Origin of the sequence: Paraperlucidibaca baekdonensis (assembly GCF_003387535.1) — a bacterium.
GTDB classification, from domain to species: domain Bacteria; phylum Pseudomonadota; class Gammaproteobacteria; order Pseudomonadales; family Moraxellaceae; genus Perlucidibaca; species Perlucidibaca baekdonensis.
In genome coordinates this window covers 293,676-313,993 of the sequence record NZ_QUNR01000004.1, presented here as the reverse complement: position 1 = coordinate 313,993, position 20,318 = coordinate 293,676, and the positions used below count along the sequence as shown (strand labels likewise).

General features: G+C 54.9%; 20 protein-coding genes. 14 read left to right on the top strand and 6 right to left on the bottom strand.

What is annotated here, in order from left to right; genetic code table 11:
* Positions 1-268: 268 nt before the first annotated feature.
* Positions 269-2,641, top strand: coding sequence for a phosphoenolpyruvate synthase (ppsA, locus tag DFR26_RS10300; RefSeq protein WP_116208876.1), 2,373 nt, complete (start codon positions 269-271; stop codon positions 2,639-2,641).
* A 74-nt stretch (positions 2,642-2,715) separates the two neighbouring features.
* Positions 2,716-3,114 (top strand): Rieske (2Fe-2S) protein, encoded by a 399-nt coding sequence (locus tag DFR26_RS10295; RefSeq protein ID WP_116208875.1) that lies wholly within the window; start codon positions 2,716-2,718, stop codon positions 3,112-3,114.
* Here DFR26_RS10295 and DFR26_RS10290 read toward each other — a convergent pair.
* Positions 3,020-3,739, bottom strand: a complete 720-nt coding sequence (locus DFR26_RS10290; protein ID WP_116208874.1) for a lytic transglycosylase domain-containing protein — start codon at positions 3,737-3,739, stop codon at positions 3,020-3,022. The genes DFR26_RS10295 and DFR26_RS10290 overlap by 95 nt on opposite strands.
* A gap of 77 nt (positions 3,740-3,816) precedes the next feature.
* Between DFR26_RS10290 and DFR26_RS10285 the strand changes: the two genes are divergently transcribed.
* Together DFR26_RS10285 and rraA are read left to right on the top strand one after the other, a co-directional pair.
* Entirely contained in the window at positions 3,817-4,479 is a 663-nt protein-coding gene (locus DFR26_RS10285; protein ID WP_116208873.1) for an NAD(P)H-binding protein, read from the top strand.
* Positions 4,480-4,513: 34 nt separating this feature from the next.
* Positions 4,514-4,993, top strand: a complete 480-nt coding sequence (gene rraA, locus DFR26_RS10280; RefSeq protein WP_116208872.1) for a ribonuclease E activity regulator RraA — start codon at positions 4,514-4,516, stop codon at positions 4,991-4,993.
* 15 nt (positions 4,994-5,008) lie between these two features.
* On the opposite strand, the gene DFR26_RS10275 is transcribed toward rraA, so the two are convergent.
* From DFR26_RS10275 to DFR26_RS10255, 4 genes are all read right to left on the bottom strand, one after another.
* Positions 5,009-5,989: a magnesium and cobalt transport protein CorA gene (locus DFR26_RS10275; protein WP_116208871.1), complete on the bottom strand. Its 981-nt coding sequence runs from the start codon at positions 5,987-5,989 to the stop codon at positions 5,009-5,011.
* Between the two features lie 197 nt (positions 5,990-6,186).
* Positions 6,187-6,441, bottom strand: a complete 255-nt coding sequence (locus DFR26_RS10270) for a Txe/YoeB family addiction module toxin (RefSeq protein ID WP_116208870.1) — start codon at positions 6,439-6,441, stop codon at positions 6,187-6,189.
* The gene (locus DFR26_RS10265) at positions 6,438-6,689 is read right to left on the bottom strand and encodes a type II toxin-antitoxin system Phd/YefM family antitoxin (RefSeq protein ID WP_116208954.1); all 252 of its coding nucleotides are present in this window, start codon (positions 6,687-6,689) and stop codon (positions 6,438-6,440) included. Before DFR26_RS10265 ends, DFR26_RS10270 begins: the two co-directional genes overlap by 4 nt.
* A gap of 411 nt (positions 6,690-7,100) precedes the next feature.
* Positions 7,101-8,087, bottom strand: coding sequence for a malate dehydrogenase (locus DFR26_RS10255; protein ID WP_116208869.1), 987 nt, complete (start codon positions 8,085-8,087; stop codon positions 7,101-7,103).
* 192 nt (positions 8,088-8,279) lie between these two features.
* On the opposite strand from DFR26_RS10255, the gene DFR26_RS10250 reads away from it, so the two are divergent.
* The 3 genes from DFR26_RS10250 to DFR26_RS10240 all read left to right on the top strand — a co-directional run bounded on the left by DFR26_RS10250 (position 8,280) and on the right by DFR26_RS10240 (position 10,291).
* Positions 8,280-8,882, top strand: coding sequence for a 6-pyruvoyl trahydropterin synthase family protein (locus tag DFR26_RS10250; RefSeq protein WP_116208868.1), 603 nt, complete (start codon positions 8,280-8,282; stop codon positions 8,880-8,882).
* A gap of 244 nt (positions 8,883-9,126) precedes the next feature.
* On the top strand, positions 9,127-10,008 hold the full coding sequence (locus DFR26_RS10245; protein WP_116208867.1) for an NAD(+) kinase: 882 nt from the start codon (positions 9,127-9,129) through the stop codon (positions 10,006-10,008).
* A 13-nt stretch (positions 10,009-10,021) separates the two neighbouring features.
* Positions 10,022-10,291, top strand: a complete 270-nt coding sequence (locus DFR26_RS10240; RefSeq protein WP_245953060.1) for a YeaC family protein — start codon at positions 10,022-10,024, stop codon at positions 10,289-10,291.
* On the opposite strand, the gene DFR26_RS10235 is transcribed toward DFR26_RS10240, so the two are convergent.
* Entirely contained in the window at positions 10,292-10,792 is a 501-nt protein-coding gene (locus DFR26_RS10235; RefSeq protein ID WP_116208866.1) for a DUF6231 family protein, read from the bottom strand.
* A gap of 37 nt (positions 10,793-10,829) precedes the next feature.
* Here DFR26_RS10235 and DFR26_RS10230 point away from each other — a divergent pair, with 37 nt between their 5' ends.
* The 7 genes from DFR26_RS10230 (at position 10,830) to DFR26_RS10200 (ending at position 20,308) form a co-directional block, all read left to right on the top strand.
* The gene (locus tag DFR26_RS10230) at positions 10,830-11,651 is read left to right on the top strand and encodes a DUF2797 domain-containing protein (RefSeq protein ID WP_116208865.1); all 822 of its coding nucleotides are present in this window, start codon (positions 10,830-10,832) and stop codon (positions 11,649-11,651) included.
* Positions 11,648-14,314, top strand: a complete 2,667-nt coding sequence (gene pepN / locus DFR26_RS10225; protein ID WP_116208864.1) for an aminopeptidase N — start codon at positions 11,648-11,650, stop codon at positions 14,312-14,314. The genes DFR26_RS10230 and pepN overlap by 4 nt, the downstream gene beginning before the upstream one ends.
* An 85-nt stretch (positions 14,315-14,399) precedes the next feature.
* Positions 14,400-15,461, top strand: coding sequence for a quinone-dependent dihydroorotate dehydrogenase (locus DFR26_RS10220; protein WP_116208863.1), 1,062 nt, complete (start codon positions 14,400-14,402; stop codon positions 15,459-15,461).
* Positions 15,458-17,671: a bifunctional 23S rRNA (guanine(2069)-N(7))-methyltransferase RlmK/23S rRNA (guanine(2445)-N(2))-methyltransferase RlmL gene (gene rlmKL, locus DFR26_RS10215; RefSeq protein ID WP_116208862.1), complete on the top strand. Its 2,214-nt coding sequence runs from the start codon at positions 15,458-15,460 to the stop codon at positions 17,669-17,671. The genes DFR26_RS10220 and rlmKL overlap by 4 nt, the downstream gene beginning before the upstream one ends.
* Entirely contained in the window at positions 17,668-17,907 is a 240-nt protein-coding gene (locus DFR26_RS10210; protein WP_116208951.1) for a glutaredoxin family protein, read from the top strand. The genes rlmKL and DFR26_RS10210 overlap by 4 nt, the downstream gene beginning before the upstream one ends.
* 86 nt (positions 17,908-17,993) lie before the next feature.
* Positions 17,994-19,139, top strand: coding sequence for an acyl-CoA dehydrogenase family protein (locus DFR26_RS10205; protein ID WP_116208861.1), 1,146 nt, complete (start codon positions 17,994-17,996; stop codon positions 19,137-19,139).
* Positions 19,139-20,308, top strand: coding sequence for a ribonuclease D (locus DFR26_RS10200; protein ID WP_116208860.1), 1,170 nt, complete (start codon positions 19,139-19,141; stop codon positions 20,306-20,308). Before DFR26_RS10205 ends, DFR26_RS10200 begins: the two co-directional genes overlap by 1 nt.
* Positions 20,309-20,318 lie beyond the last annotated feature (10 nt).

Below are 20,318 nucleotides of genomic sequence, written 5' to 3'. Positions count from 1 at the left end.
AAAATAGATGGTATTTATTTTATGAATGTTTTTGGCCGGTATATCAGCGCCGTGTTTTTCTAGTGTGGCACGAAAAAAGCCAAGAAAAAACAACTGGCTAAGTCTAATGCTTGTGTGGTGTGTAGCACACAAAAAAGCCTGCGACCTTGGTCGGAAATCCGACTGCTGGAAACAGCAAAGCCTAAAAGCATAGAGTAGAATCAAATCACTCTGTCGCAGCGTGTGATCCACCGCGACGCGAATCCTCACCCCAACAGGGAGCATCACCGTGGCTAATCTTGTCATTCCGTTTCAGCAGTTAGGCAAACACGATGTCGACACCGTCGGCGGCAAAAACGCGTCATTAGGCGAAATGATCAGCAACCTCGCCAATGCCGGCGTGTCAGTTCCTGGCGGTTTTGCGACTACCGCGCAGGCTTATCGCGACTTCCTCGAGCAAAGCGGTTTGAACAAACGCATCAATGATGTGCTTGATGCGCTCAATGTCGACGACGTGGTGGCTCTTGCTGAGGCTGGTAAAAAGATTCGCCAATGGGTGGTTGAAACACCGTTATTACCGGCGCTTGAGGCCGAAGTGCGCCAGCATTTCGATGAGCTCACCGGCCGCAATGAAGAAATGCCCGTGGCTGTGCGCTCATCGGCGACCGCCGAAGATTTGCCCGACGCTTCATTTGCCGGTCAGCAAGAAACCTTCCTGAATATTCGCGGCTTCGATAATGTGCTGATTGCCATTAAAGAAGTGTTTGCGTCACTGTTTAATGACCGCGCCATTGCCTACCGCGTGCACCAAGGCTTTGAGCACAAACTGGTGGCGTTATCGGCTGGTATTCAGCGCATGGTGCGCTCGGAAATCGGTACCGCCGGTGTCATGTTCACACTCGATACTGAGTCTGGCTTCCGCGATGTGGTGTTTATTACGGCCTCTTATGGTCTCGGCGAAATGGTCGTGCAAGGCGCCGTCAACCCCGATGAATTCTATGTGCACAAAGGCACGCTCAATGCCGGTCGCCCAGCGGTGCTGCGTCGCAATTTAGGCACGAAAGCGCAAAAAATGATTTACGCCGACAGCGGTGCCGCTGGCCGTTCCACGCAAATTGTTGACGTCGATAAAGCCGAGCGCGCCGTGTTTGCTTTGACCGATGCCGAGATCGAAGAGCTCTCACGCCAAGCCTTGATTATCGAGAAACACTACGCCTCACCGATGGACATCGAGTGGGCCAAAGACGGCGATGACGGCAAACTCTATATCGTGCAAGCACGCCCCGAGACCGTGAAAAGTCGTCAAAACGCCGGCACCATGGAGCGTTATCTGCTCAAGCAACAGGGCAAAGTCTTGTGCGAAGGCCGCTCGATTGGGCAGCGTATTGGCTCTGGTGTGGTGCGCGTGGTGCGCTCCATTAAAGAGATGGACAAGGTCCAGCCCGGCGATGTGCTGGTCTCCGACATGACCGACCCCGATTGGGAGCCGGTGATGAAGCGCGCCAGCGCCATCATTACCAACCGTGGCGGCCGCACCTGCCACGCCGCTATTATTGCCCGTGAATTAGGCGTGCCGGCTATCGTTGGTTGTGGCAATGCCACCGATATTTTGAAAGATGGCATGGAAGTTACCGCGTCCTGTGCTGAAGGAGACACTGGCTTTATTTATGAAGGTTTGTTGGACTTCGAAATCCAGAAAAACTCCATCGAGTCGATGCCAAAACTGCCGTTCAAAATCATGATGAACGTTGGTAACCCCGATCGTGCGTTCGACTTCGCCACGCTGCCCAATGAAGGCATTGGCTTGGCGCGCTTGGAGTTCATCATCAACCGTATGATTGGCGTGCACCCGAAGGCGCTGTTGAATTACGACACCTTGCCACGCGACATCAAGCAGGCCGTGGATCAGCGTTGTGCCGGTTATGCCTCGCCCGTGGACTTCTACGTGGAGAAGCTGAGCGAAGGTATTGCCACCTTGGCGGCGGCGTTCTATCCGAAAAAAGTCATTGTGCGTATGTCGGACTTTAAGTCCAATGAATACGCGAACTTGATCGGCGGCAAGCTCTACGAGCCGGAAGAAGAAAACCCCATGCTCGGCTTCCGTGGCGCCAGCCGCTACATTTCCGACAATTTCCGCGACTGCTTCGACTTGGAAGTACGCGCGCTGAAAAAAGTCCGCGACACCATGGGCTTAACCAACGTTGAAATCATGATTCCGTTTGTTCGCACGCCAACGGGTGCGGCAAAAGTCATTGAGTTGTTGGCGGCGAAAGGCCTCAAGCGCGGCGAGAATGGCCTGCGCATCATCATGATGTGTGAGCTACCCACCAACGCCATCATGGCCGATGAGTTCTTGCAGCACTTCGATGGTTTCTCGATCGGTTCCAATGACTTAACGCAGCTAACGCTGGGCCTTGATCGTGACTCAGGTATTGTTTCGCACCTGTTTGATGAGCGTGATCCCGCCGTGAAGTTCTTGCTCTCACGTGCCATTAAAGCCTGCCGCGATGCGGGTAAGTATATTGGCATCTGTGGTCAGGGCCCCTCAGATCACCCCGATCTGGCGCAATGGCTGATGGAGCAGGGCATTGATTCGGTGTCGCTCAATCCGGACTCGGTATTAGAGACATGGTTCTATTTGTCGGAAAATCACGGCAAGTAATACCTCACGCGTTGACACGAAAGGCGGGGAAACCCGCCTTTCTGTTATCTGCCCTTTTTTTGTGAGCCTGCCTTATGCCCTATCTGGCGTTAGAAAAACTCATGTATCTCGACGAAGGCTATCGCGGCGAATTTGTTGTCGATGGCGTACCGCTATTGCTCATACAGGAGGCGGGGCAGCGCTTGCTGATTCGCAATCAATGCCCACATCGGCAAGCCGATCTGCGCGATGCACGTATGCAAGTCGTCGATGGTGAGTCGACCTTAAGTCTGCGCTGCAGCAAGCATGGTTGGCGCTTCGATGCCATCACCGGCGAATGCAAAATGCCTGGGCCCGGCGCTTGCTTAACGCGTTATGCACTGGTCTTGGAAGGCGCCACTATTGGCGTGATGACACCACTGCAGGCACTGCCTGCGCATACAGCTTCTGATAGCGGCTCATTACGCGAGCCACATAATCTCTGGTCTCAGTAAACGGCGGAATGCCGCCATAGCGATCCACATTACCTTGCCCGGCGTTGTAAGCGGCAAGCGCTATCCTTATATCTTTATAGCGCTTGAGCAGATAGCTCAAATGTTTACTGCCGGCGTTGATGTTTTGCGCAGGATCCCAGACATCATCAACCCGATACTGCGCGGCTGTGGCCGGCATCAATTGCATCAGACCTTGCGCGCCGGGGCCTGAACGCGCGCGCGGATTAAAGCCTGACTCGGTATGAATGACGGCTTTTATCAAGCCAAAATCGATGCGATGTTGTTGCGCTGCGGCCGCAATGAGTGGATCAAATGCTGAGCGGTTTTTGCTAGCACTCGGGCGCACGGAGGCCTCCGTTGCACCATAATTGCCATAGCGATGCACATTGGTGTCGGCATACCACGTGACTTTGACGAGTTTGCTATAGCGCTTATCGGCCGACTGCAGGGGTTTTTTACCACCGGGGGCGACTTGATTGGTGAGTAAGGTATTGCCGTTAGCATCTTGAAAACGATAAAGTTTTTCTGCACTTACCGGCAATGACAGGAAACTGAAGACGAGCACAAGCGATAGCCGCGTTAAGCAAGCACCAAATTTCTGAGAAAAAATAACGGCTAATGCCATGAAAAACTCGCTAAGCCTGCTGACGACACCTGCGCTTGTGCGTAGAGTCGCTGCATTGATAGCCATAGGATAGTGCCATGACGCGCATTTTGTTAGCCGGAGCCAGTGGTTTTATTGGTGCCTCGCTATTGCAGCAGCTCACTCAGGCCAGCAGCAAGCCTGCGCTAATGAGCATTTCACGACGGCCATTAGCCTTGAAAAAACAGTCTCGGGTTCTTGAGCATGTCACCGAGTTTTCGGCACTCGAGGGCTGGATGACCAAGTGGCAAGCCGATGTGGCAGTGTGTTGTTTGGGCACAACCATTAAAACAGCGGGCAGCCAAGCGGCCTTTCGGGCGGTCGATTTTGATGCGGTTTTAGCGTTTGCACGGCTGGCTAAACGCATTGGTGTACAGCATTTTATGGTGGTCAGTGCCGTCGGTGCCGATCAGCATGCGCGGTCATTTTATTCGCGTGTGAAAGGCGAGATGGAAGCCGCAGTTGAGGCCTTGGGCTTTGCTCATCTAAGCATTATTCAGCCGTCGTTGCTATTGGGTGCGCGCGAGGAAAATCGCCTTGGTGAGCGCATCGGCCAGCTGCTCTCGGCACCGATTGCCCCGGCGTTTATCGGGCCCTTGGCGAAGTATCGACCTGTGCATGGTGAGCTGGTTGCCTCTGCTATGGCGGCGTTGGCATTGGCACCGATACCTGCACCGGGCATCAGACGAGTGCACTACAACGACATGGTCGCGCTGGCGTAAACTGTCTAAATTGTTTGAGCTAAAGGAGTGTTTAATGACTTTTGTTACCTGCGATTTATGCGACGACCATGCCGATGTGGTGCGCGTTTGCGAGCCGATGTTTTCTAACTTTGGTGGCGTATCGGCATTTGGTGGCGCCATGGTCACGGTGAAATGCTTCGAAGACAATTCGCGCGTGAAAGAATTGCTCGCCACCCCCGGCGAGGGCCGTGTGCTGGTCGTCGATGGCGGCGGGTCATTGCGCTGTGCCTTGCTCGGCGACTTAATCGCCGACAGTGCCGTCAGTCAAGGCTGGGCGGGAGTCATCGTCTATGGCTGTATTCGCGACGTCGATGCCATCGCTGAGTTGGATTTAGGCGTGCAAGCGCTGGCGTCCATTCCACTGAAAAGTGTGCGCAAAGGCGTTGGCGAGGTCGATGTGCCGGTGACTTTTGGCGGCATCACGTTTAGGCCCGGCGAATACGTTTATGCCGACAATAATGGCGTCATCACCGCCCCGCACGCGCTCATGTAAGGCGCGGCGAGCGGCTTACATCCAGCCTGCTCGTTTCAATGTGCTGTGCAGTTTCACACAAGCCAGCACGGTAATTGCGACCACGGTGGGATAGGCATAGGGCAGGCTAAGCTCCGGCATAAACTTAAAGTTCATGCCGTAGATGCTGGTGACTAGCGTGGGCAGTGCTAACAGCGCGGCCCATCCAGCAAGCTTCTTCACCACCTCGTTTTGTTTCACCGTGACCAGCGATAAATTCACCTGAATGGCCGAGCTGAGCAGCTCATTGAGTGCATCGATGGCTTCATTGATGCGCGTGCAATGATCGGCGATGTCGCGAAAGTAGGGCTGAATACTCGGGTGCACCAAATCATCGGTGGCATGGCTTAACTCCTGCGCAATATCTTGCATGGGCGAGGAGGCCAGGCGCAGCGTGATCAATTCGCGCTTCAGCACATACAGGCGCTTAATGGTGCCGCGCTTATAATTTGCCTGGAAAATATCCGATTCGAGCTGCTGCAAGGTCTGCTTAAAGTCCTCCACGATGGGCACATAGTTATCGACGATAAAGTCCAGCACTGCGTAGAGCGGATAGCTTGGCCCGTGCGCGAGTTGCTGCGGTCTGGCCTCGACGCGCTGGCGCATGGTGGCGTAGGAGTGCGATGGCCCGTGGCGCACACTGATTAAAAAGCGCTCGCCAATAAACAAATGGGTTTCGCCAAAGACAATGCGCGAACCCTCGCGCTCGGCTGTGTGCACGACAATGAAGCGCTGGCCTCCATAGGCCTCAATTTTCGGGCGCTGATGGGCGCGCAAGGCATCCTCAATGGCTAGCTCGTGCAGATCAAACTGTTGCTGAAGCTGGGCCAAAACCTCGGCGTCGGGCTCATGCAAGCCAATCCACAGCATGGCCTTGGGATTGTCTGCCAAGAAAGCACGCGAGTCGCCCAATTCAACGCGGTCGATGCGCTTGCCTTGTTCATCGTAGGCGATGGAGTTGATGATGCCGTGAGCCATACGCAATTCCTGAGCTAGTGGTGCCGTGGCATGATAATGACACGGCTTGATTGCTGAAAAATGTTGCTGGTCAGAAAGTTTAGCTCGATGTGGTTGGTAAGCGGGCCAAGGGCGGGCAGCAAGGCGTTGATCTATCGATGAATTATGTTGGCGAGGCCAGATAAATGAGCATGCGCACTAATAAACTGTTAGCCACCTCAGTAGTGGTATCGCAACTGAGCGATAAGCAAAGAGTCATCAGTGACTTTGTAGACAATGCGGTGCTCGTCATTGATGCGGCGTGACCAGTAACCGGACAACGCATGCTTCAATGGCTCTGGCTTTCCAGTTCCCGAGTGGGGCGTTTTGGCAATCTCTTTGATTAAGCCATTGACTCGTTGCACCAGTTTTTTATCGGTCTTTTGCCAATACAAGTAGTCTTCCCATGCCTTTTCGGAGAAAACTATATTCACTCGAGCAGAGTCCGTGCCTGACCTTTGCCGGACTCTAGCGCTGAAATGCTTTCAAGCAGTCGGCGCGCGTTCTTGGGACTGCGCAGCAGGTAGGAAGTCTCCTCCAGCGCCTTAAAGTCATCAAGCGCCATCATCACAACGGCCTGCTGGCCATTCCGGGTGATGATGATAGGCTCGTGGTCATCGCACACACGATCCATAGTGTCAGCTAGTTTGGCTCGGGCAGTGCTGTAAGTAATTGCGTCCATGGGGCGGCTCCTGTTGTACGTATATTTGTACAATATTGGCTGATTCGGTGTCAAGTGCCTGCACACGTTGCGAGGTTCATCTAGCGCTTGATCCTAAGCCAATTCTTCAGTTGCACCCAGAGGCAAGGATTCTAATTGCGGGACAAGCGCCGGGAAGAAAGGCGCATGAGGCGGGTGCGTCGGTAACAGAGCAGGTGAAGTCGTGGCGCACGCATTGGCCACACTTAGTGCCCCTTCCACACGCGAGTCCGAGGAATAACCTGTGGCTACGCCGGAATCCGTGGTTCGAGTACGAGGTTCTTCCGTTGCTGCGGGGTCGCGTGTCGGAAGTGCTGAGACAAAAATAAACCCGCCGAAGCGGGTTTATTTTTGCTAACCGACCGATAGCCGCATCGGTCGTTTAAGCCAGCCTTATGACAGCAAATGCGCCACGCCGTCACGCTCTTCGAGCAGCTCATTGAGTGTGAAATCCATGCGCTCACGCGAGAAGGCATCGATTTCTAAGCCTTCCACGCGGGTGTATTCGCCGTTGGCGCAGGTCACTGGCACGCCGTACATCACGCCTTCAGGAATGCCGTAGCTGCCATCGGATGGGATGCCCATGGTGACCCATTTGCCATTGGTGCCGAGGGCCCAATCGTGCATGTGGTCGATGGCGGCGTTGGCAGCCGAAGCAGCCGACGACAAGCCACGCGCTTCAATGATGGCGCCGCCGCGTTTGCCAACAGTGGGCAAGAACACCGTACGGTTCCAGTCTTCATCGTTGATCATGTCTTTCACGCTGGCACCAGCGATGGTGGCGAAGCGATAGTCGGCATACATGGTGGGTGAGTGGTTGCCCCACACCGTCATGGTTTCAATGTCGGCTACGGCTTTACCGGTTTTGCTGGCCAACTGCGACAGCGCGCGGTTGTGGTCTAAACGCAGCATGGCGGTGAAGTTTTTAGCGGGCAGATCAGGCGCTGACTTCATGGCGATGTAGGCGTTGGTGTTGGCTGGGTTTCCGACCACCAATACTTTGACATTGCGCGAGGCTACATCGTTTAAGGCTTTGCCTTGCACGGTGAAAATTTTCGCGTTTTCTTGCAGAAGGTCTGAGCGCTCCATGCCAGGGCCGCGTGGACGAGCACCAACGAGCAGGGCGTAGTCAGCATCTTTAAACGCAACATTAGGGTCATCGCTACCGACCATGCCGGCGAGCAAGGGGAATGCGCAGTCGTCGAGTTCCATCATCACGCCCTTTAGCGCGGCCTGGGCTTTCTCAAAAGGCACTTCCAGCATTTGCAAAATAACGGGCTGGTCTTTGCCGAGCATTTCGCCAGAAGCGATGCGGAACAACAGGCTATAACCGATTTGGCCGGCGGCGCCGGTAACTGCTACGCGAACGGGCTGTTTCATTAATAAAACTCCTGATGGGGCGTTTGAATAGAGGCTGTCTGGGGGCAAGGGCGGATAGCCCAGGTGACAACACAAGCCGTGGGCGATTGTACAAGCCTGAGGCGAAACTTGCGACTGAAAAAGCCGCCGCCCATCGCGTGGTTTTTGCTAGACTAGAAGCCATCGTAGTCTGCCAAGTCGATGAGTCATCGCATGTTAATTCGTAAGCTGTTTCGCTTTGAAAATGCCCACATTGTGCGTAATTGCAGCAGTGATCGCTGCAAACGCTCCATTCACGGGCACAGTTATCAAGTCGAAGTCTTGCTCGAAGCGCACGCCCTCGATAACGGCCAGATGGTCTACGACTTTGGCCTGATGAAAGATGATATTCGCAATCTGATTGATGCCTTTGACCATGCCGTGGCGTTTTGGGACGAAGATGACGCCGACTATATAGCGGCTTGTAAGCAGTTCAGCGCGCGCTGGATCGCTTTGCCAGTGTCGCCATCGGCCGAGCAGTTTTCGCGGATGTTTTTTACACTCATTGATCGCGCCTTGAGCCTCACCGATATGGCCAATGGCGAGCAAGATGTGGCGCTGCATTCGGTGATTGTTCATGAAACCGCGACCGGCTATGCGCAATGCTTCCGTGCTGACATCGACAACCCGCGCATCGGCCCGGTCGATATGCAGCGCGTGGTGTTTTCTGAGCAAGTGATCAGCGAGTGGTCTGATACCACCCTGTGGCAGCGCTTATTGCGTGGCAAGCGTAAGCACAATCCGCGTGTTGAGCAGCAAGTTATCAGCAACCGTTAAGGTGTCATCTGCTTGTCATTTTCCAGCGTTTTAATGCACTGACAAATTAAAAAGACAGTGAGAAAACAATGGATATGGAACGTGAAGAGTATTTCGATAATACTGATGCCGATCTGTGGTTAAGCGATGACATCTACTACGATGATGCGGTTGAGATTTAAACTAGCAACAATCATCCGCCAAAACGTCTTTCGCCGTGCGATATGAGTCGCTAGACTATTTGCAACGCGCTAAAGGCTAGCTCATGGATTCCTTTCGAAATATTGGCCTAATGGGTCGCCCCGGCAATGCCGCGGTGGCTGACACACTCGGCGAACTACATCGCTATTTAGTGGCCCAAGGCCGTCACGTCATTTATGACGAAGACACCGCCGCCATCATGGCGCGCGATGATTTGCAGATCTGCACAAAATCCCAACTCGGTGAGGCCTGCGACCTGATTATTGTGGTCGGCGGCGATGGCTCCTTGCTGCACGCTGGGCGCACCTTGGCGCGCGCCAACACGCCTGTGCTCGGCATTAATCGTGGTCGCTTGGGCTTTCTAACCGATGTCTTACCCAGCGAAATTGAGCAGCAAGTCGGCGCCGTTTTAGCGGGTCATTACAGCGAGGATGTGCGATTTTTATTGAGTGCTTCGGTGGTTCGTGAGGGTCGCGAAGAAAGCGAGATGCTGGCACTCAATGACGTGATTTTGCACACCGGCACCACCGTGCACATGATCGAATTTGAGCTTTATATTGAAGGGCAGTTTGTCTATCGCCTGCGCTCCGATGGCCTGATTATTTCCACGCCAACCGGTTCCACCGCCTATGCGCTTTCTGGCGGTGGCCCAATTTTGCATCCGCGCCTCGATGCTATTGGGCTTGTGCCCATGCACCCGCACACACTGAGCAGTCGTCCTATTGTCGTCGATGGCAATAGCGAGATTAAACTCTTAGTCTTATCCGATATTCCGCCGCGCATCAGTGCCGATGGTCAACCGGGGCAAATTTTGCAATCCGGTGATTGGATTTATGTGCGAAAACATCCGTTTAAACTGCGTTTATTGCACCCACCAGGCCACGATTTTTACGCGGCTTGTCGCACCAAACTAGGCTGGAATAGTCACCAAGCCGGTATTGATTGAGTCGAGGTTTTTCATGAGTGATGCATTATTGGCGCGCATGCTTGACGTGCTCACGCCCGACATTGTCGCGAACTTAAAGCGTGCCGTGGAATTAGGCAAATGGCCCGATGGCCAGCGCTTAAGCCCAGAGCAATTAGAAACCTGCTTGCAGGCCGTGATTGTTTGGGAAAAGCAACATTTGCCGACCACCGAACACAGCGGCTATATCCATAAAGCCGAGAAAGAGGGCGAGGTCTGCGATGACCCCACGGCGGCTGAAAAGCCGGTGAAGTTCTTACACTGATTACCAGCGAAATTTGCCCCAATGCTCGGGGTTTGCCCAAAATCGTGGGTTCAGCCAGTCGGGCACAGCTTTATAAGTTTTGATATCAAAACTCCAGGCCTCGATGAGCTGTGCGCCGTGATGAAAGCGCGCATGTCGCTGCATGCCGAGTGCTAACAGATCGGCGGCCTGCCACCCCAAGGCATTAGTTGGAACAAACGCAAGTACCTGACGCGCGTGCAAATCCCGCAAACTCGATAGCAGATGCAGCGCCTGTGATGGCGCTAATTCTGCAGGCACCACAGCAATAGCGATGGCGTAGCGCTGCTGCCATGGTTCACTCAGTAGCGCCAAGGGCGTGCGTGAAACCCATTGTAATGATGTGGCGCTGTTACTCGCCGCCGCTGTCGTCAATTCGTCATCGGCTACCCATAAACACGTGGAAGCGCTGCTAAGATGGCGCAATGCCTCGGTGATTAAATGCTCTGCCGCAGGGGCATGAGCGGGGCTCGCTTGCTTCATAAACACATCCTATTTTCGCCCCACAAAAGGAGCCAATATGCGCGGTACTGTACGGAAAATGCGGGTCGACCAACAGGCCTTAGGGCTTGATGCCTTGCGTTATTTTTTACCGCTCGACGGCCTCGACTTCTCGCTCAATGAGCACATTGGTCATACGTTGCGCATTAGCTGCTCTGAGCGCATCACCTGTGTGGGCTGTGGCAAATCGAGCAATAAGTCCTTTAACCAAGGCTACTGCTATCGCTGCCTAATCACTTTAGCCGCCTGCGATATGTGCATCATGAAACCGGAGACCTGCCATCATCATTTGGGGACGTGTCGCGAGCCGGACTGGGGTCAGACGCATTGCATGATTCCGCATGTGGTCTACCTCGCCAACTCGACAGGCGTAAAAGTCGGCATCACCCGAGAGACGCAAATCCCCACGCGATGGATCGATCAAGGCGCAGGCCAAGCATTGCCGATTTTTCGGGTTGCCTCGCGGCGTTTATCGGGCCTAATTGAGGTGGTGCTGGCTGAGCACATTAGCGATAAAACCAAATGGCAGGCTTTAGTGAAGGGCGACTATGCCGATGTTGATTTGGCGGCTGAGCGGGAGCGTTTATTTGAGCTCTGTCATGCTGAGCTTGATGCCTTGATGGCCGAATACCCGGGGCAAATTGAGCCCTTGGAAGCCGAGGTACTGGCGCTGGACTATCCGGTACAAGCGTTTGCCCTGAAGGCGAAGTCCCTAGCCCCCGAAAAGGGTGTCGTGGAGGGCGTGCTGACCGGCATTAAAGGCCAATATTTATTATTCGACACCGGCGTACTCAATGTACGCAAATACACCGGCTATGAGTGGGAAGTGACTGTGCTATGAAGACTGAAGTAGGCTTGACTGCAATCACTATTTATTTGAAAGACTATCAAGCACCACACTATGCGCTTGAGCACACGGACCTGCATGTTGAACTGCTTAGCGACTGCGCCGAGGTCAGCGCAACACTGCGCTTTAAGCGTGCGGCATCCGCCCCTAAAGATGCTGCATTAACGCTGCTCGGTGCCGATTTGGAGCTGCTCAGTGTGGCGTGGAATGATCAGCCACTCAGCGCCGATGACTGGCAATGGCAGGGGGAAACTTGGCAGTTTAATGGGGCTGGCGAGGGCGGCGTGCTGAGCACGAAAGTGCGTATTTATCCCGATAAAAATTTAGCACTTGAAGGTCTGTATCGCTCGCACGGTTTATATTGCACGCAATGCGAGGCTGAGGGCTTTCGCAAAATCACGCTGTTTCCTGACCGCCCGGATGTGCTCTCGACATTTCGCACCACCATCGTTGCCGACCAAGCCAGCTGCCCGGTGCTGCTGTCCAATGGCAACTGTGTGGCGAGCGGTAAGGCCGAGAACGGCCGACATTTTGCCACCTGGGAAGACCCGCATCCCAAGCCCAGTTATTTGTTCGCTTTGGTGGCCGGCGATTTGGCGGTCTTGCGCGATAGTTTTACCACCGCCAGTGGCCGCGAGGTCGCGCTAGAGATTTACACCGCGGAGGTCGATCAAGACAAATGCGATCACGCCATGCGCTCGCTGCAAACGGCGATGCGTTGGGATGAGCAGCGCTATGGCTGCGAGTACGATCTTGATCGATACATGATTGTTGCGGTGTCACATTTCAATATGGGCGCAATGGAAAACAAGGGTCTCAATGTCTTTAATACCAGCTGCGTATTGGCCCATCCCGCCACAACCACTGATGCCGGATTTCAGCGCGTGGAAGCGGTAGTAGCGCATGAGTACTTCCACAATTGGAGTGGTAATCGCGTCACCTGCCGCGACTGGTTTCAGTTGTGTCTGAAAGAGGGCTTTACGGTTTTTCGTGATCAGCAGTTCTCCGCCGAACAACTCTCGCCGGTGGTGCAGCGCTTGGAAGATGTCGCATTTTTGCAAACCCACCAATTCGCCGAAGATGCCGGGCCACTCGCGCATGCTGTGCGGCCTGAATCATTTGTTGAAATTAATAATTTCTACACACTCACGATTTACGAAAAAGGCGCTGAGATCGCGCGCATGCTGCACACGTTTTTAGGTGCAGAAGGCTTTCGCCGCGGCAGCGATCATTACTTCAAAACCTACGATGGCCAAGCCGCCATTGTCGAAGATTTCCTCAGCAGCATGGCCATTGCCAATGGCTTAGCCGTTGATACCTTTGTTTGCCAATGGCTGCGTTGGTATCGCCAGCCCGGCACGCCCGTGGTGCGTGTTACGAGTGCGTGGCATGCCGATAGCAAGACCTTGTCATTAACGCTGACCCAGTCGCAAACGTCGCATGCCGGCGTGACGCCCGAGCCACTGCCGATTCCAGTGCGCCTCGGGTTTATTGGCGAGACGGGTGAGCTCACCACAACATTGGCGAGTGTGAGCGCGAGCTCGCATCAGCTGCTCTTAGAAAAAGCGGAGCAAACGTGGCATTTCAGCCAGGTTGAGCAAGCCCCCGTGTTGTCATTATTTCGAGACTTTAGTGCGCCAGTGCGGGTACAAGCCGCTCTCAGTGATGAGGATTTAGCGCGGCTTATTCGCCTAGATAGCAACAGCTTTAATCGATGGTCGGCGACCTATACCTTGGCGACACGCGAAATTTTAGCGCTCGCTGAGCAGTACCGTCGGGGCGATGTGCGCGCTCGTCAACCACAAGACAGTGCCTTGGCAGGTGCCTTGGCGGCCATGTGGCCAGCACTCGCGACCAGTGACCCGGCACTGGCCAGTAAGCTCTTGCAATTGCCCAACTTGGCCTATCTGTCTGATCAGGTCAGTTGCTACGACCCCGCCGCGCTACAGCGCGCGCGCGAGGCGTTGCTGCTACAAGTGCTAACTCCACTCGAAGGCAGTTTGCAGAGCATTCTCGCCAATGAGCACATGCTCACGCCCTATGTCTACAGTGCCGCCGCGATGGCCGCGCGCAGTCTTGAGGCGGTTGCCCTCGACGCATTGGCCCGTCTGCAGCCAGAAGCTGCTGCCACGATGGCGCAGCGCTGGCTGTCGGTCGCGCCGCACATGAGTGCCGAGCAGGCCGCGCTAACTACGCTCGTGCATCAGCAATTGCCGGGTGCCGATGCAGCGGTGCAGGCATTTTATGCGCGTTGGCAGCATGAGCCCTTGGTGCTCGATCAATGGTTTGCCACGCAGGCCAGTGCGCCGCACGCCTCAGCGCGTAACACAGTGGAGGCACTACTCCAGCATGATGATTTTGATGCCGCCGTGCCCAACCGCGTACGGGCTGTTGTTGGTCAGTTCGCCAGCAATAATCCGGTAGCTTTTCACGACATGGCGGGCAAAGGCTATGACCTCTTAGCGCAGCAGCTGCTGTTAATTGATGCGCGCAACCCGCAATTGGCATCACGCTTGGCCGGCGCGCTTGGCATCTGGCCAAAATTAGACCCTGCGCGGCAAGCCTGTGTGCTGAAAACACTCGATGCTCTGCTGAATGAGTCCTTATCATCGGACACACGCGAGACACTGACGCGAATTCGCGCGGCACACGATTAATTCGTACCAGAGGCGAGGGTGCGCGGCCTCAGGGCGCGCGCCATAGCGTATAATCTGGCGCTCTTGATGCTCTGGGATGTGACTGATGTGGTATTCGTTGGCGCGCGCCGCCTTGTTTCAACTTGAACCTGAAACCGCGCATCATGTCGCGCTTGGCAGCCTGCGCTGGGCAGAGCGCATGGGCTTATTGCAACGCTGGCCGCAGCCGCCATCACACCCTGTCTCTATACTCGGTTTAACGTTTCCAAACCCGGTGGGCTTGTCTGCCGGCTTGGATAAAAACGGCGATTACATTGACGCATTGGCGGCACTGGGTTTTGGTTTTATTGAAATCGGTACCACCACGCCGCGTCCGCAGCCGGGCAATGCCCAGCCACGCATGTTTCGTTTGCCGGCAGCCCACGCCATCATCAATCGCTTAGGCTTCAATAACGACGGCGTCGATGCCTTGGTGCGCAATGTTCAGCGCGCGAAGTTTGCTGGCATTTTGGGCATTAATATTGGCAAAAATGCCGACACGCCGGTGGAGCAGGCCGCCGATGACTATTTGATTTGCTTAGAAAAAGTCTACGCTTACGCAAGCTATATCACTGTCAATATTTCATCGCCCAATACCCAAGGTTTGCGCAGCCTTCAAAATGAAGCCGCCTTGAGCCAGTTATTAGCTGTCTTGAAGGCGCGCCAATTGGAGCTTGCCGAGCAACATGGCAAATACGTGCCGCTATTGGTGAAAGTAGCGCCAGATTTAAGCTTGCTCGATGTGGAGTCGATGGCGGCGGTGTTCATCGCGCAGGGCATCGATGGCGTCATTGCGACCAACACCACCATCGAGCGTCAGGCTGTTGCTGGCCTGCAGTTTGCCGATGAAGCCGGGGGCTTGAGTGGCCGCCCGGTGCGTGAATCAGCGACTCGCGTGTTGCGCGAGTTTCATACCGCGCTCAATAGCAAACTGCCGGTCATTGGTGTTGGCGGAATTGCTAATGCGGATTCGGCGGCCGAAAAAATAGCGGCCGGTGCGTCGCTGTTGCAAATATATACCGGCTTTATTTATGAAGGGCCGGATGTCATTACGCAGGCGGTTATTGGCGCATCACGCGCACTGAAGCGGCGCCAGACGGTGGATGCGAGTGTTGGAGCGTCTTCATGAGTACCTCCGCACAACGCGAGTGGATTGTTACCGCTGCCGATGGCCTCGATGAACTGCTCATAGACGAGTTGCTTGCCTTAGGGGCGAGCGCCCCGCGTCAACTCAAAGGTGCCATCTCGGTGCAGGCCGATTTGGCCACGGGCTATCGTATCTGTTTGTGGTCGCGGTTAGCCTCGCGCGTGCTGCTTCCGTTATTTAGCGTGCCCTCCGGCGATCCCGATAAGCTCTTCCAAACGGCATTAAAATACCCTTGGGAAAATGTCTTGCGTGAAGACGCGAGCTTTGCCATTCGCGCCGCGGCAGCGAAGGGCGTAGCCACACACACACGCTTTACGAGCTTGCGTTTGAAAGATGGCATTGTCGATCGTTTTCGCGATCGCACGGGTAACCGACCATCAGTCGATAGTGAGCAGCCTGACCTCAGCTTGCACCTGTTTATTGAAGACGAAAACATCAGCGTTAGCATCGATTTTTCCGGCGATAGCCTGCATCGTCGTGGCTATCGTGTTGCGCAAACCGATGCGCCATTAAAAGAAACATTAGCCGCCGCGCTGCTCATGCAGGCGGGCTGGCCGACGCGCGGGCAAGGTCGTTTATTTGACCCACTGTGTGGTTCCGGGACGGTGCTCATTGAGGCCGCGCAAATGTGGGCGGGTATTGCCCCGGGTTTGGCGCGTGTGCGCTTCGGCTTTGAGGGCTGGCTAGGGCACGATGCCACGATATGGCGTGAGGTTCGTGATGACGCCGTAGCGCGGCGTATTGCTGGACAAGACCAAGCACCGCCTCAGCTTGTCGGCTTTGATGCCGATGCCGATGCTTTACGCAGTGCTCAACGTAACGCCCAGGCCGCCGGCGTGGCGCAATGGATTCATTTTGCCCAACAGCGCATTGGTGACTGGCCGTTGCCTGCCGACTGGGATGCGGCTAATACCGGTGCCGGTATGAATTTCACTGTGCCCGGTGTGGTCGCCACCAATCCGCCTTATGGCGAGCGTTTGGGCGAAGAAGACAGCATTAAGTATGTTTACCGCGCCTTGGGTCGTGAACTGCGTAAGCATTTGCCGAACTGGGATGCGGTGGTGCTGGCCGCCAATATTGAGCATGCCGATGCCTTGGGTTTAGAGCACAAAAACACGCAACGCTTATTTAACGGGGCGTTGCCGATTTTTGCTCGCCATGGCCGCGTCATACCCGCCGAAGCTGAGCAGCCCTTGGCGTTTTATCCGAGCGATGATGAGCTGCCGCCCGAGGCCATGGACTTCGCCAATCGCCTGCAGAAAAATCTCAAAGCCGCGCTCAAGGCGGCTAATGCTGAGGGCATTCGTTGCTTCCGGCTCTATGACGCCGACTTACCTGAATTCAATATTGCCATTGATGTCTATGATGGCCGTTTACATGTGCAGGAATACGCACCACCGAAAACCGTGGACCCTGAAAAAGCCGCCATGCGCTTCAAGCTAGCCCTGCGTGCTACCCGTCACGTCATGGGTCTGCATCGCGATAAAGTGTTTTTGAAGGTACGCGAACGTCAAAGCGGCAAACAGCAATACGAAAAGCAGGCCAAGCGCGGCAAGTTTTTTGAGGTCCGCGAAGGGCAGGCGCAACTGCTGGTTAACTTGACCGATTATCTCGACACTGGCTTGTTTTTGGATCATCGCCCGATGCGCGAGCGCATTGCCCGCGAAGCACAAGGTAAGCACTTCTTAAACCTTTTCGCGTATACCGGCACGGTCAGCGCTCACGCGGCATTAGGCGGCGCGCAGACCACCACGACGGTGGATTTGTCGCCGACTTATCTGCTCTGGGCCGAGCGCAATTTGGCGTTAAATGGCTTGCCAGATGATGACAATCGCCTCATTCAGGCCGATGTCATGGCGTGGTTGCAGGAGGAGGTGGCGGCGCGACCCATCGAGCAGTACGAGCTGATTTTCCTCGACCCACCGACATTTTCTAACTCCAAGCGCAGTGAAGACGTTTTCGATGTGCAGCGCGATCATGTACGCATGTTGCAACTCACCATGCGTTTACTTACGCCCGATGGCACGCTGTATTTTTCCAATAACTTCCGCAAATTCGAGCTCGATGAGGCGTTGATGGCGCAGTTCGCTATTGAGGATATCAGTGCCGCGACCATCGGTTTTGATTATCAGCGCAACCCAAAAATCCACCGTTGCTGGCGCATTCGCCATCGCAGCCGCCCGGCGCTGTGATCGAGCTACTTGGCACACTCGGTTGTCACCTCTGTGATGACGCCGAGCGCGTGCTTGAGCAGCTCGCACGGGTGCAGCCGCTTCATTGGCAGTCCGTCGATATCGCGCTCGACGAGGCACTGTGTCTGGCCTATGGCGAGCAGATCCCTGTGTTACGACTCAGTGCTGACGCCGTGCTTTATTGGCCATTTTCGGTGCTCGATGTGCAGCGCTTTTTGGCTCGATCCATTACTTAATAAAATATTTTCTTGAGCCATCGCGTAATGAATGATAGAACCGCTCGGTCACGCCGTTATTTCGATCGGCGCTTTAGGAGTCTGTCATGTCTTTTTACCCAACCTATTTTACTGAAACCACTGAAATAGCCCGCCACAGCGCGCGCCAGTTTGTTGCGCGCGAAGTGCTGCCATATATCAACGACTGGGAAGAGGCGGGTACTTTTCCGCGCGAAATGTATGAGAAAGCCGCGAGTGCGGGCCTGCTTGGTGTCGGTTACCCGGAAGAGCTAGGGGGTACTGGCGACGATATTTTTCTGAAAGTGGCCATGACCGAAGAGATCATGCGCAGTGGCTCCGGTGGTTTTGCTGCGAGCATTGGCTCACTCGATATTGCTCTGCCGCCCATTGTGAAATGGGGTAGTGACGCCTTGCGCCAGCGCTATGCCGTACCGGCTTTGCAAGGTAAAAAAATCGCTGCGCTGGCTATCACTGAGCCCTCGGGCGGCTCCGATGTTGCCGGCCTGAAAACCCGTGCTGAGCGCGTTGGCGATGATTACATTGTCAATGGCAGCAAGATTTACATTACCTCCGGCATTCGCGCCGACTTTTATGTTGCCGCGGTGCGTACTGGCGGCCCAGGCTATGCCGGTATTAGTTTATTGGTTATTGATCGTGACTTGCCGGGTGTTTCTACCGGCAAGCCATTACGCAAAATGGGTTGGTGGGCATCCGACACCGCAGAGATTTTTTTCGACAATGTGAAAGTGCCCGCTAGCAATCTCATTGGCAGCGAAAATGCTGGCTTTATGCTGATCATGAGCAACTTCCAAATGGAGCGCCTAAACTTGGCGGTGATGGCCAATATGACCTCAACCATGGCACTCGAAGAAAGCCTGCGCTGGGCGAAAGAGCGCGAAGCCTTTGGTAAGCAGTTAGGCCGTATGCCCATCATTCGTCACAAACTTGCCGATATGGCCACGCGTTTAGAGGCTAGTCGCGAGTTTACCTACCGTGTGGCGGCGCGCATGAGTGAGGGCATTCCATCGTTGAAAGAGGTGTCGATGGCGAAGAACTTTGCCACGCAAGTCAGCGATTACGTGACCACCGAGGCCGTGCAAATTTTCGGCGGCATGGGTTATATGCGCGAGTCATTAGTCGAGCGTTTGTATCGCGATAACCGGATTCTCTCCATTGGCGGCGGCACCTATGAGATCATGAACGAAGTGATTGCCAAACAACTGGATATTTAGTGCCCGAATACAGCCTCATTACCGCTGCCAACGCGCTTGCTGAAAGCCTGCCGCGTTGGCAGCGCGCCGAACCGCTAGCCATCGATACCGAGTTTATTCGTGTCGACACCTTCTACCCGAAACTCGGTTTGCTGCAACTTGGCGACGGCCTCGGCGAGATACTCGTCGATCCGGTAGCCATCCCCGATATTTCATGCCTAGCGCCGCTACTTGGCGCCAATGGCCCATTAAAAATCATGCACGCCTGCTCGGAAGACCTCGAGGTATTAACGCCCTATAGCGATGGTCCGGTGGCCGGTGTTCACGACACACAAATCGCGCTGGCTATGCTCGGCGAGGGTTTGCAGCTGGGCTATCAAAAAGCCTTGGCGCAGATCCTACACATCGACATCCCCAAAGATGCGTCGCGCTCAAACTGGTTGGCGCGGCCCTTGAGCGAGCAGCAGCTAAACTATGCTGCCCTCGATGTGCGGCATTTGCCCGCGCTCTATGAGGTGCTGCGTGAGCGCTTGCAAGCGAAGGATCTGTGGGCGATTTACGAGGCTGAATGCGCCGAGGTGTGTCGACTGTCGCCGCCGGCCGACCCGCAGCAACTCTGGCGCGAGCATGGCAATGCCTGGCGTCTTTCGCGTCAACAAAGCGCTGTTTTGCAGGCGCTCATGCAGTGGCGGGAAACGCAGGCCATGCAGCGTGATGTGCCACGCGGGCATTTGCTGAAGCCATTGAGTCTATTTGAAATGGCGGTGAATCCGCCGCAACACAGCGCGGATTTTCGTGGCATCAGCGAGCTCAATCCGCGGGTGGCCCGCAAAGACGGTGACGCGCTCATTGAGCTTATGCATGCAGCACGAGCCGATGAGAGCACTTGGCCAACGCCGGTGCCGGCACCATTGCCTCGTGAAGCCAGCAAGTTATTTGATACGCTTAAGCGCGCCATGCAGCCGCTTGCGGAGCGCTTAGGCATGCCAATAGAGGTGTTGTGGCGCAAGCGCTTGGCTGAGCGTGTCATTATTCAAGCAGTGGATGTGTCGATTGCCTGCGCGCTCGATCAGCTCAGTGGCTGGCGTGTACCCTATGTGTCGCCCATTATTGCCGATGTGCTGAGCAGGCATCAGCCATTATTGGATGACTGGTCAGCGCAACGTCTGGCCAGTATGAAATCGAGATAAGTCATGAGTC

What these genes read in the sequence shown, in the direction of transcription:
- DFR26_RS10295 (WP_116208875.1), top strand. Translation starts at nt 2,716, where the DNA reads ATGCCCTATCTGGCGTTAGAAAAACTCATGTATCTCGACGAAGGCTAT.
- DFR26_RS10290 (WP_116208874.1), bottom strand. Translation starts at nt 3,739, where the DNA reads ATGGCATTAGCCGTTATTTTTTCTCAGAAATTTGGTGCTTGCTTAACG.
- DFR26_RS10285 (WP_116208873.1), top strand. Translation starts at nt 3,817, where the DNA reads ATGACGCGCATTTTGTTAGCCGGAGCCAGTGGTTTTATTGGTGCCTCG.
- rraA (WP_116208872.1), top strand. Translation starts at nt 4,514, where the DNA reads ATGACTTTTGTTACCTGCGATTTATGCGACGACCATGCCGATGTGGTG.
- DFR26_RS10275 (WP_116208871.1), bottom strand. Translation starts at nt 5,989, where the DNA reads ATGGCTCACGGCATCATCAACTCCATCGCCTACGATGAACAAGGCAAG.
- DFR26_RS10265 (WP_116208954.1), bottom strand. Translation starts at nt 6,689, where the DNA reads ATGGACGCAATTACTTACAGCACTGCCCGAGCCAAACTAGCTGACACT.
- DFR26_RS10255 (WP_116208869.1), bottom strand. Translation starts at nt 8,087, where the DNA reads ATGAAACAGCCCGTTCGCGTAGCAGTTACCGGCGCCGCCGGCCAAATC.
- DFR26_RS10250 (WP_116208868.1), top strand. Translation starts at nt 8,280, where the DNA reads ATGTTAATTCGTAAGCTGTTTCGCTTTGAAAATGCCCACATTGTGCGT.
- DFR26_RS10245 (WP_116208867.1), top strand. Translation starts at nt 9,127, where the DNA reads ATGGATTCCTTTCGAAATATTGGCCTAATGGGTCGCCCCGGCAATGCC.
- DFR26_RS10240 (WP_245953060.1), top strand. Translation starts at nt 10,022, where the DNA reads ATGAGTGATGCATTATTGGCGCGCATGCTTGACGTGCTCACGCCCGAC.
- DFR26_RS10235 (WP_116208866.1), bottom strand. Translation starts at nt 10,792, where the DNA reads ATGAAGCAAGCGAGCCCCGCTCATGCCCCTGCGGCAGAGCATTTAATC.
- DFR26_RS10230 (WP_116208865.1), top strand. Translation starts at nt 10,830, where the DNA reads ATGCGCGGTACTGTACGGAAAATGCGGGTCGACCAACAGGCCTTAGGG.
- pepN (WP_116208864.1), top strand. Translation starts at nt 11,648, where the DNA reads ATGAAGACTGAAGTAGGCTTGACTGCAATCACTATTTATTTGAAAGAC.
- DFR26_RS10220 (WP_116208863.1), top strand. Translation starts at nt 14,400, where the DNA reads ATGTGGTATTCGTTGGCGCGCGCCGCCTTGTTTCAACTTGAACCTGAA.
- rlmKL (WP_116208862.1), top strand. Translation starts at nt 15,458, where the DNA reads ATGAGTACCTCCGCACAACGCGAGTGGATTGTTACCGCTGCCGATGGC.
- DFR26_RS10205 (WP_116208861.1), top strand. Translation starts at nt 17,994, where the DNA reads ATGTCTTTTTACCCAACCTATTTTACTGAAACCACTGAAATAGCCCGC.